The following is a 13661-nucleotide window of genomic DNA, read 5'->3' as shown; positions in this document are numbered from 1 at the left end:
TATTCCATCCAACGAGGGCAACGCGAATGAGACTGCTAATCGAACGTGCGGCTCCGGCGGGTCCGAGAAGCGTCGGAACGGGGCTGGTCCGGGTATGACCGGACCGCGAGAGGTCGTCGGTTCGGGCTACAGCTACGTCACGAACGACGACGCCGTCGGGAAGACGATCGGCTTCCGCGAGGTGGACATCGAGCGGGACCTCGGTCGGCTCCACACCTGGCTCAACAGCGAGCACGTCCTGCCGTACTGGACCCAGGACGACCCGCTCCCGCAGGTTCGGGAGACGATCGAACAGCGGGCGAGCGACGACGCCCAGACGCTGTATATCGGCTATCTCGACCACGTGCCGATGAGCTACTGGGAGTCCTACTGGGCCGCCGAGGACCGTATCGGCGACTACTACGACGCGGACCCGGCCGACCAGGGGATCCACCTGCTCGTCGGGCCCGAGGAGTACCTCGGCGAGGGGTACGGCGCGCCGCTGGTCCGGGCGATGGTCGCCTTCCAGTTCCGCCACCCCGAGACCGACCGGATCGTCACCGAGCCGGACGCCCGGAACGAGCGGGCGATCCGCGTCTTCGAGAAGAGCGGCTTCGAGCGCGTCCGCGAAGTCGACCTCCCCGACAAGACGGGCCAGCTCATGGTCTGCGACCGCGAGACCTTCGAGGAGGGGTCCGCGTGACCGACCGCGTCCACGACGTTATCGGGATCGGCGTCGGGCCGTTCAACCTCGGCCTGGCGGCGCTGCTCGACGGGGCCGACGCGGACCTGGACGTCCGCTTTCTCGAACAGGAGCCGGAGTTCAACTGGCACGAGGGGATGCTCGTCGAGGAGACCACGATGGAGGTGCCGTTCCTCGCGGATCTCGTCACGATGGCGGACCCGTCGAACCCCCACAGCTACCTCAACTACCTGCAGGCCGAGGACCGCCTGTACGAGTTCTACTTCTACGAGGAGTTTTTCATCCCGCGCCGCGAGTACAACGAGTACTGCCGGTGGGTGGCCGACCGGCTCCCGTCGCTCGAATTCGACAGCCGCGTCACCGACGTCAGGGTCGAGGACGACCTGTTCGTCGTCGAGGCCGTCGACCCGACGACCGGCGAGCGCGAGCGCTACGCCGCCGAGGACGTGGTGATGGGGATCGGTACCCAGCGCCACGTCCCCGAGCAGTTCGAGGACTCGCTCGGCCGGGACGTGTTCCACTCGGCGTCGTACCTCCACAACCGCGAGCGCTGTCTCGACGCCGACTCCGTCACGATCGTCGGCTCCGGCCAGAGCGCCGCGGAGGTGTTCCGCGACCTCCTCGAGCGCCAGCGAGAGAACGAGTTCAGTCTCGACTGGATCACCCGCTCGCGCGGCTTCTTCCAGATGGCCGACGCCAAGCTCGGCCACATGGTATACACGCCCGACTACACGGAGTACTTCTACGACCTCGACCAGGAGCGGAAAGACGAGCTGCTCGACGGCCAGGACCTGCTGTACAAGGGGATCGACGAGACGACCAGCGCGAGGATCTACGACGCGCTGTACGAGCGGTCGGTCGGCGACGGCGACCCGGACGTGGGCATGCTCGCCGCGACCGAAGTGACGGACATCGGCACCGTCGACGTCGGAACCGACCGGTCGGGGACGGACTACTACCAGCTGATCTGCGACCACTGGCAGGAGGAGGAGCGGTTCCTCCACGAGAGCGAGGTGGTCGTCCTGGCGACCGGCTACGCCCGGACCGAACCCCCCTTCCTCGCGCCGCTGGAGGACCGCATCCGCCGCGACGGCCAGGGCCGCCTGGCGATCACGAAGGACTTCCGGCTGGAGACGGACCTGCCCGGCGAGATATTCGTCCAGAACGCGGAGCTGCACACCCACGGGATCAACGCTCCCGACCTGGGACTCGGGCCGTACCGCAACGCGACGATCGTCAACCAGCTCGCCGGCGAGGACGTGTACGACGCCTCGCGGGCCGACACCTTCCAGACGTTCGCAGTCGACGACTTCGTCGCCGAGCGCGGGGCGCGGCGCATCCCGGAGTCGCGACCGCGGCTCCGCGGAGACGACTGAGATGGTCGGCCTCTCCGGGGCGTTCGGCGCCGGCGCCGGTAGCTGCGAGGTGGCGACGGTGCCGCCGACGGTCGACGACGAGGTCACCGACCGCTATCGCGAGCGCGACGTAGCGGTCCGGTCGGCGTTCCACGCGGGGACGGCGACCGACCAGCCGGCCGAGACGGCCGACGGCGCGCTCGTGTGGGTGTGGGGCGAGGTGTACAGCGTCACCGACGACGGCGGCGACCGGACGACTGTCGATCCGAACGAGTCCGCCCGCACGTGCGCGCGCGAGTACGCGAAACACGGACTCGGCTTCGTCGAGCGGCTCGACGGGGAGTTCGCGGGCCTGGTGTACGAGCCGGCCGCGGGGACGGTGTCGCTGTTCCTCGACCGACTCGGCGCGCGGCCGCTGTACTACGCGGTCGCCGGCGACAGCATCGCCGTCTCGACGAACGTCCAGACCGTCCCGGTCGTCCCCGGGTTCGAGCCGCGCTTCGACGAGCGGGCCCTCGCCGAGTACGTCTACAGCCGGCGGACGCTCGGCACGGAGACGCCCATCGAGGGGGTCGAGCAGCTACCGCCGGCGACGACGCTGACCTACGACATCGACACCGGCGACACGGAGCGGCGGACCTACTGGGAGCCGCGCCACCGACCGGTCGACGAGCCGCTGTCGTACTTCGTCCGGGAACTCGCCGAGCGCTTCGAGCGGGCGGTCGCCGACCGGACGAGCGACGACCGCGAGCACGGCCTCCTGCTGAGCGGCGGCAGCGACTCCCGGGCGGTGCTGGCCGCCGCCGACGAGCCGCTCGCGGCCTTCCACCTGGGCGACGGCGACACCCGGGAGTCGCGGGTCGCAGAGCGGTCGGCCGACGCCGCCGGCGCCGACTTCCACCGGCTGGACCGCGGGCCGACGTATCACGCCGAACTGCTCGACCGGGCCGGCCCGATCCAGGAGTTCGTCGGCCCGTTCCACACGGGCCACGCGCTCGGGTTCGCCGACGAGATCCGCGGCGAGGCCGACACGCTGCTGACGGGGCTGTACAGCGACGACCTCTTCGGCTCCTGGAGCGTCGCCCAGGCCACGCTGGACCTCCCGGCAGGCGTCCGGTTCTGGCTCCCCTTCGAGCGACTGCCGTCGACGACCGACGCGTTCGTCGACGGCCAGGCGGACGCCGGCCCGACGCGCCGGCCGGCCTTCATCGATTCGACGCCGCTGGGGGAGATCCTCGCCGACAACATCGCGTCGCGGGACGGCCGGGTCGACTACCACGGCGTCACCTACGAGTCGGTCGAACAGCTCAGCCTCAGCTCGACGCTGTACCCCATCACGAACGGGATCGGGTTCGACCTGTACAGCGCCCTGCAGATCGCGCCGACGCGCAACCCGTTCCTCGACCGCCGGCTGGTCGAGTTGCACTGCTCGATGCCGCTGCGGTACCGACTGCGATCGGACCCGCTCCACCGAGCGATCGACCGCCTCGACGGCTCGCTGGCCGCGATCCCCCACGCCGGGACGCGGGTGCCGCTGACGTATCCCAAGGCCGTCCACGCGGTCGGCAACCGCGTGGTGAACCAGCTCGACAAACTCGGCGGGGCCGACTACCGGACCGACGGCCCCTGGCAGGACAAGAACGAGGTCGTCAGGACCGACGACTTCGTCGGCCGCTCGCTCGACCGCAACGCGGACCTGCTCCGCGAACTACCCGGGGTCGACGCCGAGGCCGCTCGCGAGACGTACCGCCGACACCGCGCCGGCGAGACCGACGTGGCCGAGCAGCTCTACCGGCTCGTCAGCGTCCTCGAGATGCCGCTGACGCGGCGGGTGCTCGGCGATGATAGCGAGGGAACGGATAACGACGAAACGGATAACGAGGAAACGGAAGACGAGCCGACGGTCCGCGCCTGAGCGAAGCGCGAGTCCTCGCCCGAGAATTTTTCTGCGTGTGCGGCCCGTCAGTCCCGCGGGAACCACTGCAGCGGGTGGTCGGCGACGAGGTCGACGGCAACCGGTTGTCCCACGTCGAACACCTCGGTGTGGTTCTGGAGGCAGTGGACCGTGTCGCCGCCGGCCGTCTCGACGCGGTAGACGAACGAGGGGCCCTGATACTGCCGGCTCGTGATCCGGCCGTGGGCCTCCGCTTCGGTCGTCGGCGTCGCCCGCAGGTCGTCGGGGCGGACGAGGATATCGACCGTCTCCCCCTGGACGGCGTCGAGGTCGGCGATCCGGTCGGCGTCGATCCGGCCCAGGTCGGTCGCGACCGTATCGGCCTGGCGCTCGCCCGAGAGGAAGCCCGTGCGGCCGAGGAAGGAGGCGACGAACCGCGAGGCGGGGCGCTCGAAGATCCGCTCGGGGCGGCCGACCTGCCGGAGGCGGCCGTCGTTCATGATGCCGACGCGGTCGGCGACCGACAGCGCCTCCTCCTGGTCGTGGGTGACCCAGATGGCGGTGACGCCCGTCTCGTCGATGATCCGGCGGATCTCCTCGCGCATCGAGACGCGGAGGCTCACGTCGAGGTTGCTGAGCGGCTCGTCCAGCAGCAACACGTCCGGTTCGGGCGCGAGCGAGCGCGCGAGCGCGACGCGCTGTTTCTGCCCACCCGAGAGCTCGCCGGGGTAGTCCTCGCCGTGGTCGGCCAGGTCGACCAGTTCGAGCAGTTCGGCGACGCGCTCGCGGCGGTCGGCCTCGTTCCAGTCCTCGATGCCGAAGCCGACGTTCTCGGCGGCGGTCATGTGCGGAAACAGCGCGAAGTCCTGGAAGACGAGCCCGATACCGCGGTGTTCCGGCGGGACGAACGTCCCGTCGTCGGCGTCGGCGATGGGCCTGTCGCGCAGTGCGATGGCCCCGGCGTCGGGGTGTTCGAGGCCGCCGACCAGCCGCAGCGTCGTCGTCTTGCCGCAGCCCGAGGGGCCCAGCAGCGTGAGTACTTCGCCGTCGCCGACGGTCAGCGACAGGTCCTCGACCGCGGTCTCGGAGGCGTACGACCGGACGACCCCGTCGAGTTCGAGCACGGGCTCGCCGACCGGACCGTCGGTCGCGTCGGGGGCGGTCGACGTCGCGGGCGTGGCGGACCGGTTCCGGTGGATATCACGTGACATGAGTTCACTCCTCCTGTGAGAGGATGACGACCATCGAGAGGCCGGAGACGACGATCAGCGCGAGGGCGGGGACGGCGACCGCTCCGTAGTTGCCACTTTCGCGGAGCCCCCAGATATACGTGACGAGTGTCTCGAAGCCCGTCGGGTGGAGCAACAGCGTCGCCGGCAGCTCCTTCATCGTCGTGAGGAAGACGAGCGCGGCGCCGCCGATCACGCCGGGCGCGATGAGCGGGAGCGTGATCCGGCGGAAGGCGGCCGACCGGGTGCGCCCGAGCGTGCGGGCGGCCTCGGTGAGGCTCCGGTCGACGCGGCGCACCGACGACCGGGTCGCGCCGACCGCCTGGGGGAGAAAGCGGACGACGTAGGCGAAGATCAACAGCGGCAGCGCCTGGTAGAGCTGGGGGGCGTACTCGGCCCCGAACAGGTCCATCGAGAGCCCGTCGGCGGCCGACTGGTACCAGACGCCGAAGAACACGAGCGCCAGCCCGAGGACGATCCCCGGGGTCGCGTAGCCGACGTAGGTCGCCCGGTCGAACAGTTCGGCCAGCCGCGAGCGGTAGCGCGCCGCGTAGTAGGCGACCGGGACCGCCGCGACGGCGCAGACCAGCGCCGTCGCCAGCGACACCTTCGTCGAGTTGAGGGCGAAACCCCACTGGAACTCGGTGCCGATCCGCGCGGCCGTCTCGGGACTGCGGACCAGCCACAGCAGCAAGACGCCGATCGGGACGACGAGACAGAGGGCGACGACGACGGAACAGAACAGAAGCGCCGGGAGCTTCCAGGCGCCCAGCGAGACCGTCGTGTCGCTCCCCTGGTTCGGGCTCGCCCCGACGTAGGCGCCCTGCGTCGAGTCGCCGACCCGCGACTCGATGGCGAGGATGACCGCCGTGATCGCGAGCAGCTGCAGCGACAGCAGGGCGGCGGTCTCGCGGCCGAACGTGTTGAACTCGACCATGATGACCCGGGTGAACACGTCCAGCCGCAGCAGCGCCGGCGTCCCGAAATCGGAGAGGGCGTACAGCGCGACCAGCAGCGCACCGGAGGTGATCCCCGGCAGGAGCTGGGGGAGCGTCACCCGCTTGAACGCCGCCCACCGGGAGGTCCCGAGGGTGCGTGCGGCCTCGACGAGCTGCTGGTCGAACGATAGCAGCGACGCCCGGGTCGTGATGAACACGTAGGGGTAGGTGTACAGCGTGAGCACGAGCGTCGTCCCGGGGAACCCGTAGATCGAGGGGATCGAGTCGATCCCGAGCGGCGCGAGCGCGTCGGCGAGTTCGCCGCCGGGGCCGAACGCCATGATGAACGTGAACGCGCCGAGGTAGCTCGGGACGACCAGCGGGAGCGCGACGGCGACCGTCCAGAACCGGCGGAACGGGAGGTCGGTCCGCACCGTCAGGAAGGCCAGTGGGACGCCCAGGAGTATCGACGCGCCGGTGACGGCGGCGACGAGCCCGAGGCTCGTCAGGAGGATCTCGACCGTCGTCGGCCGGGCGAGGATCGACAGCGCGTAGTCGGTGTCGACCTGGAGGACGCGCAGCGCGATCCACGCCAGCGGCGAGAGCACCGCCGCGGCGACCGCGCCGCTCAGCAGCGCCAGCCCGACCGGGCGCCCCTCGGTCTCCTCGCGGTCGAACGGCTCGGCCAGGCGGTCGACGACGGACATCTACAGCACGCCGGTCTCCCGGAGCAGCCGCAGCGTCGGTTCCAGGTCCGACAGCTCCGCCAGGTTCAGGTCCGGCGGGTTCAGCTCGTCGATGCGCGGGAGGTCGCCGACCGGCGGGACGCTCGGCAACAGCGGGTACTCGTAGCCCCGCGTCCCCAGGAACTCCTGGGCCTCGATGCTGAGCAGGTGGTGGATGAAGTCCGCGGCCAGCTCCTCGTTGTCCGTGCCCTTGATGATCTCCGTGCCCGAGCAGTTGATGAGCGCGCCGGCGTCGCCCTGCGTGAAGGCGAGTTCCAGCGGCGCGTCGGGCCGCTCCTCGCGGACGAGCCGCGAGTAGTAGTGGTTCCCGAACCCGGCGCCGAGCTCGCCGCTGGCGACCTGGTTTGCGACGACCAGCTCGTTGTCGTACGTGCCGATGCCCTGCTGTTGCATCCCGTCGAGCCACTGGCGCGTCGTGTCCTCGCCCTCGAGCAGCCGCATCGCGGTGACGAACGACTGGAAGGCGCCGTAGGTCGGTGCCCACCCCATCGCGTCGAAGCGGTCGTCGTCGGGAAACGCCATGATGTCGTTCGGGATGTCGTCGGCCGAGAACTCGTCGGTGTTGTAGGGGACGCTCCGGGCGCGGCCCATGGTCCCGACCCACTGGTCGGTCGGATGGAACGTGTCCGGGATGCTCCGGACGACGCGGTCGGGCAGCTCCACGGTCGCGTCGTTCTCCGCGACGATGCCGATCGAGCCGGCGTCGATCGCCCAGAAGACGTCCGCCGGGCTCGAGCCGGCGGTCGCCTCCTCGATGATGGTGTTGGCGAGCTGCGAGGAGGACGCCTTGCGGGTGTCGACGGTGAAGTCGCGGTAGGTCTGCTGGATCCGCCACATGAGGTTCTCGTAGAGGCCGCCCTCGCCGCCGCCGAGATACACCGTCAGCTCGCCCCGCAGGTCGGGCAGGTCGAGCATCGAGATGCCCGTGTACTCGTCGGGCCGGTCCTCGATCAGTGGCCCGGTGCCGCGCCACTCGTCGATGTTGTAGAGTTCGTCGGCCGCGTACGTCCGCGGCTCCGGGACCGTCCCGGCCGGCGTGTCCGTCCCACCGTCGGTCGAGCCCGGCGCGGGCGTGGCGGTGCCGTCCCCGCCGCTCCCGTCGTTCCCACATCCCGCGAGCGCGAGCAGGCCCGCCGTCGAACCGACCGTCTTCAGAAATCTCCGTCGACCCGACGCCGACCGGCGGCCGCTCGCCGGTCTCCGGTGGCCACCCTCGCCCTCGCCGCTCCGGTCCTCGTACATGGATCGAGATGGTTTTTGGCCGACCTAAAACCTTGTTATGTTCGACGACGGAACGGGGGGCGGCGACGGGGATCGACCGCCCGGAGCGTGCGCCGCCCCGTCGAGTCGCGTTCAGCGGCGCTGCATGGCGTAGAGGTCGGCGTACTCCCCTTCCTGCGCCAGCAGCTCGTCGTGGCCGCCGACCTCGGAGATCCGGCCGTCGTCCAGGGTGTAGATGCGGTCGGCGTTCTCGACGGTCGAGAGCCGGTGGGCGACGGTGACGGTGATGTACTCCCGGTCCATCGCCTCGATGCCGCGCTGGACCTCCCGTTCGAGGTTCGCGTCGAGGTCGCTGGTCGCCTCGTCGAGACAGAGCACGTCGGCGTCGTCCAGCAGCGCGCGGGCGATGGCGAGGCGCTGTTTCTGCCCGCCCGAGAGCCGGACGCCGTCGTCGCCGACGCGGGTGTCCAGCCCGTTCGGGAGGTCGTCGAGGAACTCGTCGACGCGGGCGATCGCACAGACCCGGTCGATCGCCTCGCGGGAGGCGTCCCGGTCGGCGATCGTGAGGTTGTACCGGAGGGTGTCGTCGAAGACGTAGGGGTCCTGGCCGACGACCGCGACGCGGTCGCGCCACTCGGCGATGTCCATCTCACTGATGGGGACGCCGTCGGCGCGGATCTCGCCGCTGGTCGGTTCGTGCATGCGCGCGAGCAGCGAGACGACGGTCGACTTGCCGGCGCCCGACTGGCCGACGAAGGCCACGAACTCCCCGCGCTCGATCGAGAGGTCGATCCCGTCGAGGACGGTCGTCTCCCCGTCGTAGGAGAAGGTCACGTCGTCGAACGCGACCGACTCGACCCGGTCGGGGACCTCGCGGCGGGCGCGCTCGGGCTCGGCGTTCTCGGCCAGTCGCCGCGTGAAGTTCCGGGTCCGAACCAGGTGGGGAAGGTCCTGGCCGATCCGGTAGTACAGCTCGTTGGCCCGGCTGGCCTTGGGGCCGAGCCGGAACATCGCGAACAGGAACAGGCCGAGCGAGCTCAGCGTCAGCTCCACGTAGGTCAGCGAGACGTAGATGAGCACGAACACCGACACCGCCACCGTCAGCTGGTAGACGTTGTTGATCGCGGCCTGGTTGCGCCGCAGCTCGACGCGGGCGCTCGTGTACTGGTCGACGGCGTCGACGAAGTCGCCGTACAGCTCGTCGGTGAGGCCGAAGATCCGGCTCTCGCGCATCCCCTGGGTGCCGGCCTGGGCGGCGGCCTGGCGTCGCTCGTTGGCGTCGGCGACGCGGTCGCCGAGGTTGTCGTCCGGCTCGACGAATCCGCGCAACAGCAGCGTCACGCCGCCGAGGACGGCGGCGGTCAGCAGGGTGAGCCGCGGCGAGATGAACAGGGCGATGAGCCCGTAGACGACTCCCAGGAACGACTGCTCGATGAACAGGACGAGCCGCCGGATGACCTGCCCCGCGTGGTAGGTCTGGGTGATGATCGCGTTGAGCACGTCGTCCGAGCCCTCCTCGTCGAGGTACGTGATCTCCGCCCGGAAGGCGTTCGCGAACGCCTCGGTCTGGAGGTGCTCGATGTAGGCCATCCGGAGCCGCTCGCGGAGCCACGCCACGAGGAAACTCGCCGCGAAGCGGACGGTCATCACGACCGCGACGCCGACCACCGCCGTCGCGAGCGTCAGCGGCACGTTCAGCGTCCGGTAGGCGGTCGCGAACAGCCCGGCGGTGCCGCCCTCCAGCGACCCTCCGCCCGACTGGACCAGCTCGATGATCGGGAGGATGAAACTCAGCCCCACCCCCTCCAGCACGGCCGCGACCATGCCGACGCCGACGATCAGCCCCGTGAGCCGCGGGTCGTACCTGAGGACGGCCCGCAGGGCGTCGAGCTTCTCGCTTCGAGTGGCGGTCGGTGTGTCGGGATCTGTCATCGTGGATATCGAGGGATCGTTCGTACGACGATGCTTTTCGGTCGGGCGTATAAATCCATTCATCTCTGGATTTCCGGGCGAAAATAGCCAGAACGTTGTTGTTTAGGCCGACCGAAGCGAGCGGCCGGGATCGAGACGTTGATGGGCGCCCGCCCGCGAAGTCGCGACCATGCAGTCGAGACCGTCTCGGTCGCGTCACGGGGGCGGGGAGGCGACGCGGGCGTGAGCCCCGCGACGAGCGTCGTCGTCCCGGTGTACAACGACCCGGAGGGCCTGGAACAGACGCTCGCGTCGCTCACCGACCAGACGGCCGCCGACTACGAGGTCGTCGTCGTGGACAACGGGTCGACCGATCGGACGCCGGCGGTCGCCCGCGAGTTCGCCGACGGCGAGCGGGTCCGCCACGTCGTCGAGGACGAGATCCAGAGCTCCTACGCCGCGCGCAACGCCGGCATCGAGGCCGCCAACGGCGACGTCATCGGCTTCCTCGACGCCGACATGTGGGTCGACCCGGACTACGTCGAGTCGATAACCCGGCTGATGACGGACCGCGACCGCGATTACGTGGGCTGTCGCGTCGAACTCGTCGCCGGCGACGGGGCGGTCGCCCGCTACCGGCGCGCGACGGGCTTCGACGTGGAGACCTACCTCCGCGAGAAGCGGTTCGCACCGACCTGCTGTCTCGTGACCCGCCGGCGGGTGTTCGACGCCGTCGGCCGCTTCGACAGTCGACTGCGGTCGAACGGCGACCTGGAATTCGGCCGCCGCGTCCACGCGGCGGGGTTCGACCTCGACTACGCCCCCGACGTGACGGTGTACCACCCCGCCCGGTCGACGCTCCGGGACGTGCTCTCCCAGAGCGCGCGGATCGGCCGCGGCCGCGCCGAGCTCCGGGCGTACCACGGCGACCGCTTCGACGTGCGTCACCCGCTTTCCCCCCGGCAGTTCCTCCCGGTGAACCCCCTCGCGCTACGGGCGCGGCTGGCCGACGCGGCGGCCGACCCCACCGAGGCCGCTGGCTGGTACCTGATCGCCTGTCTCCAGAAGTGGTCGATGGCGGCCGGTCACCTGCGCGAGCGCGCGACCGCGTCGGCCGACGAGCCGGACCCGCGGTGACCGTCGGGGCGACCAGCCGTCACGCCGAGACGGAGAGCCACAGCCACACGGCCCGGTGGGCGTTCGCCGTCGAGGGGTCGGCGGGCGCCTCGCCCGCGTACAGCAGGTAGACGAGCCGCACGCGCTCGCCGGCCAGCGTCGGCGTCACGGCGTGCTGTCGCCGCCACGTCTCGCCCGCCTCGACCCGCGGGGTGAACCGCCGGAGTTCCGCCCGCTCCAGGACCGTCACGCCGCTCGCCGCGTCCGGCGTGGCCGTGGCGTTCGCGACGGACCGGGCGCCGGCGTCGGCCGTCTCGACGCGCTGCAGTTCGACGACGACCGTGTAGTCGACCGGCTCCCCCTCGCGGTTCCCGACCCCGAGAGTCAACCGCTCGGCGTCGCCCACGGTGGCGTTCCGCGGGTAGTCGTCCGCGACGAGGTCGCCCGACTCGGTCTCGGTCAGGAGGGACAGTTCCGTGTAGTCGCCTCCGGTCGGCCCGAGGACCGCGTAGCCCCCACCCGCCACCGCCAGGACGAGCGCGCCGACGAGCACCACGTCGAGCACCGCGACCGACCGCGCGCCCGGGTCGGCCGACCCGGCGGACCTGCCGCCGGAGTCGCCCGCCCCGCCCGACCGGCCGCTCCGACCGGGGAGACGAGCCCGTGCCGCCCGGACGCAGTCGGCGACCGATCCGACCGGTCGCTCGTCGACCGGGACCGCCGAGCGCCGTCGCGCCGCCGCCGCGGTCGCCCCGAGCGCGACCGCGCTCAGCGAGAGGACGACCGGGACGGTGCGGAGTCCGACCGCGGCGACGCTCAGCGCGAGCCCGACCAGCGGAACGAGGGCGACGCTGGCGCCGACGGCGAACGCGAGCCGCTCCGGGCCGTCGAGGCCGCGATCCCACCTGTCGCTCGTCGTTCCCGCTTCGGCGTCGCTCGCCCGCTCGCGCCGACCGCCGGGGAACGCCGCCGCGACGAGCGCGTACCCCGGGGCCAGGAGGACGAACGGGAAGCCGAGGAGCACCCGCAACGGCGTCCCGTCCGACCCCGGGACCAGCGCGACGAGGGCCGTCGCCAGCGTCAGCGCGACGACGGCCACCAGATCCGCGGGCGACCGCCGGACCGCCGGGAGCACCGAGCGCCGGGTCATCAGGTGTCCGGCTGTCGGCGCGGGGTCAAATGGGTTGCGTTCCCCCGGAACGCCCGAACGGTCGATCCGAACACCGCCCCACGGCCGGACCGCCAGTGGCCCGACGAATCCGCCGACGGTGCGGCGACGGGAGCGCGGATCCGCACGCTTTACTACGGGTCGTGCCGGCGCTTCCGTATGAAGTCCCTCCACCGGCCCGACGTGGTTCACGAGTGCTGGGAGCTGCTCACGATCCTCGTGGTCGGCGCCCTCGGCTATCTCCCCGGCCTGGGCTCGTTCTCGACGACGCTCGACGAGCGCATCTACTTCGATGTCGCTCGACAGATGGCGACCGCCGGCCACTGGCTCGTCCCGCGCTACACCGGCAGCGCCGATATCGTCGCGGGCACGGTGTTCCTGGAGAAGCCGCCGCTGGTCTTCTGGCTGCAGGCGATCAGCGTCGAGGCGCTGGGCGCGACGGCGTTCGCGGTCCGGCTCCCGTCGGTCGCCGCGTCGCTGGCCTGCGCCGTCGTCGTCCACCGGATCGCGACCCGCTGGTACGGGCGGCGGGCCGGCTTCGCGGCGGCGCTGGCCTTCCTGGCGACGCCGGCGATCTACTGGTACGGCAACGGCGGCCGGACCGCGACGACGGACGTGTTCCTCACGCTGTTCGGGACGCTGTTCGTCTGGTGGCTCTGGCGCGCCCGCACCGACTCCCGATACCTCGTCTACGCCGGCGTCGCCGGCGGCCTCGCCGCCATGTCGAAACAGGCCGCCGCCGGCGTGTTCCTCGTCGTCGCGCTCCCCCTGCTCGCCGGGTTCGCCCGCGACCGCGTCGCCGACCTCGCGAAGGGCGCCGCGGCCGGGCTCGCGGTCGTCCTCCCCTGGAACCTGTTCGCCTCCCTGTCGCACCCGGAGACGTACGTCCGCCAGATGGTCGCCGAACAGGCGGTCGGCCGCCTCGGGACCGACCACGCGCCGCTCCACGGGGAACTGGTCACGATGGTCGGCCCGTTCAACCCCTTCTACGCCCTGCAGTTCCCGTCGTATCTCGGCCCCCTCGTCTACCTGACGGCGGTCGGCGCCGTCCTCGCGGTCCGGGCCGACCTCGCGGACGCGGACGCCGACTCCGCGTCGGGCGGAGACGCGTTCGGACGCCGCCCCGGACTCGTCCTCTGCTGGTGGCTGGCGGCTCCGGTCGCGCTGTTCACGGTCGCGACGTCGTCGACGTGGATCCACTACGTGCAGGGGAGCGTCGTCCCCGCGGCCGTCCTGGCGGGCTACGCCGTCGCTCGGTCGACGGAGTTCGCGGAGGACCTGCTCCGGTCGAGAACGTCGCTCGGTGGAGTCCCGTACCCGCTGTACGCCGGCTGCGTCGTGCTGGTCGCGGCCGCGGCGTTCGTCCGCTACTCGCCCCACCAGAACGCGTTCGTCTGAGCG

The 13661-nt window shown here is 71.1% G+C and carries 10 protein-coding genes; 5 read left to right on the top strand and 5 right to left on the bottom strand.

Annotated elements, in window-relative coordinates:
* Window positions 1–94 precede the first annotated feature (94 nt).
* The 3 genes from HZS54_RS05520 to HZS54_RS05510 are packed head-to-tail and all read left to right on the top strand — an operon-like array spanning window position 95 to window position 3952.
* Window positions 95–682 (top strand): GNAT family N-acetyltransferase, encoded by a 588-nt coding sequence (locus tag HZS54_RS05520; protein WP_179920941.1) that lies wholly within the window; start codon window positions 95–97, stop codon window positions 680–682.
* Window positions 679–2058: a lysine N(6)-hydroxylase/L-ornithine N(5)-oxygenase family protein gene (locus HZS54_RS05515; RefSeq protein ID WP_179920940.1), complete on the top strand. Its 1380-nt coding sequence runs from the start codon at window positions 679–681 to the stop codon at window positions 2056–2058. Before HZS54_RS05520 ends, HZS54_RS05515 begins: the two co-directional genes overlap by 4 nt.
* Window position 2059: 1 nt before the next feature.
* On the top strand, window positions 2060–3952 hold the full coding sequence (locus tag HZS54_RS05510) for an asparagine synthase-related protein (protein ID WP_179920939.1): 1893 nt from the start codon (window positions 2060–2062) through the stop codon (window positions 3950–3952).
* 47 nt (window positions 3953–3999) lie between these two features.
* On the opposite strand, the gene HZS54_RS05505 is transcribed toward HZS54_RS05510, so the two are convergent.
* From HZS54_RS05505 to HZS54_RS05490, 4 genes are all read right to left on the bottom strand, one after another.
* Entirely contained in the window at window positions 4000–5142 is a 1143-nt protein-coding gene (locus HZS54_RS05505; RefSeq protein WP_179920938.1) for an ABC transporter ATP-binding protein, read from the bottom strand.
* Between the two features lie 4 nt (window positions 5143–5146).
* Window positions 5147–6805: an ABC transporter permease gene (locus tag HZS54_RS05500; RefSeq protein ID WP_179920937.1), complete on the bottom strand. Its 1659-nt coding sequence runs from the start codon at window positions 6803–6805 to the stop codon at window positions 5147–5149.
* Window positions 6806–8086, bottom strand: a complete 1281-nt coding sequence (locus HZS54_RS05495; protein ID WP_179920936.1) for an extracellular solute-binding protein — start codon at window positions 8084–8086, stop codon at window positions 6806–6808.
* A 111-nt stretch (window positions 8087–8197) separates the two neighbouring features.
* On the bottom strand, window positions 8198–9997 hold the full coding sequence (locus tag HZS54_RS05490; RefSeq protein ID WP_179920935.1) for an ABC transporter ATP-binding protein: 1800 nt from the start codon (window positions 9995–9997) through the stop codon (window positions 8198–8200).
* A gap of 222 nt (window positions 9998–10219) precedes the next feature.
* On the opposite strand from HZS54_RS05490, the gene HZS54_RS05485 reads away from it, so the two are divergent.
* Window positions 10220–11113, top strand: coding sequence for a glycosyltransferase family 2 protein (locus tag HZS54_RS05485; RefSeq protein ID WP_218927120.1), 894 nt, complete (start codon window positions 10220–10222; stop codon window positions 11111–11113).
* A gap of 19 nt (window positions 11114–11132) precedes the next feature.
* On the opposite strand, the gene HZS54_RS05480 is transcribed toward HZS54_RS05485, so the two are convergent.
* On the bottom strand, window positions 11133–12242 hold the full coding sequence (locus tag HZS54_RS05480) for a DUF1616 domain-containing protein (protein ID WP_179920933.1): 1110 nt from the start codon (window positions 12240–12242) through the stop codon (window positions 11133–11135).
* A 177-nt stretch (window positions 12243–12419) separates the two neighbouring features.
* Here HZS54_RS05480 and HZS54_RS05475 point away from each other — a divergent pair, with 177 nt between their 5' ends.
* Window positions 12420–13658 carry an ArnT family glycosyltransferase gene (locus HZS54_RS05475; RefSeq protein WP_179920932.1) on the top strand — a complete coding sequence of 413 codons (1239 nt, stop codon included), beginning with the start codon at window positions 12420–12422 and terminating at the stop codon, window positions 13656–13658.
* Window positions 13659–13661: the final 3 nt, after the last annotated feature.

Origin of the sequence: Halosimplex pelagicum (genome assembly GCF_013415905.1) — an archaeon.
GTDB classification, from domain to species: domain Archaea; phylum Halobacteriota; class Halobacteria; order Halobacteriales; family Haloarculaceae; genus Halosimplex; species Halosimplex pelagicum.
Note: the sequence above shows the minus strand (reverse complement) of the source record. Positions and strands in the feature narration are given on the sequence as shown.

Coding starts and splice junctions, on each gene's coding strand:
- HZS54_RS05520 (WP_179920941.1), top strand. CDS start 95: ATGACCGGACCGCGAGAGGTCGTCGGTTCGGGCTACAGCTACGTCACG.
- HZS54_RS05510 (WP_179920939.1), top strand. CDS start 2,060: ATGGTCGGCCTCTCCGGGGCGTTCGGCGCCGGCGCCGGTAGCTGCGAG.
- HZS54_RS05505 (WP_179920938.1), bottom strand. CDS start 5,142: ATGTCACGTGATATCCACCGGAACCGGTCCGCCACGCCCGCGACGTCG.
- HZS54_RS05500 (WP_179920937.1), bottom strand. CDS start 6,805: ATGTCCGTCGTCGACCGCCTGGCCGAGCCGTTCGACCGCGAGGAGACC.
- HZS54_RS05495 (WP_179920936.1), bottom strand. CDS start 8,086: ATGTACGAGGACCGGAGCGGCGAGGGCGAGGGTGGCCACCGGAGACCG.
- HZS54_RS05490 (WP_179920935.1), bottom strand. CDS start 9,997: ATGACAGATCCCGACACACCGACCGCCACTCGAAGCGAGAAGCTCGAC.
- HZS54_RS05480 (WP_179920933.1), bottom strand. CDS start 12,242: ATGACCCGGCGCTCGGTGCTCCCGGCGGTCCGGCGGTCGCCCGCGGAT.
- HZS54_RS05475 (WP_179920932.1), top strand. CDS start 12,420: ATGAAGTCCCTCCACCGGCCCGACGTGGTTCACGAGTGCTGGGAGCTG.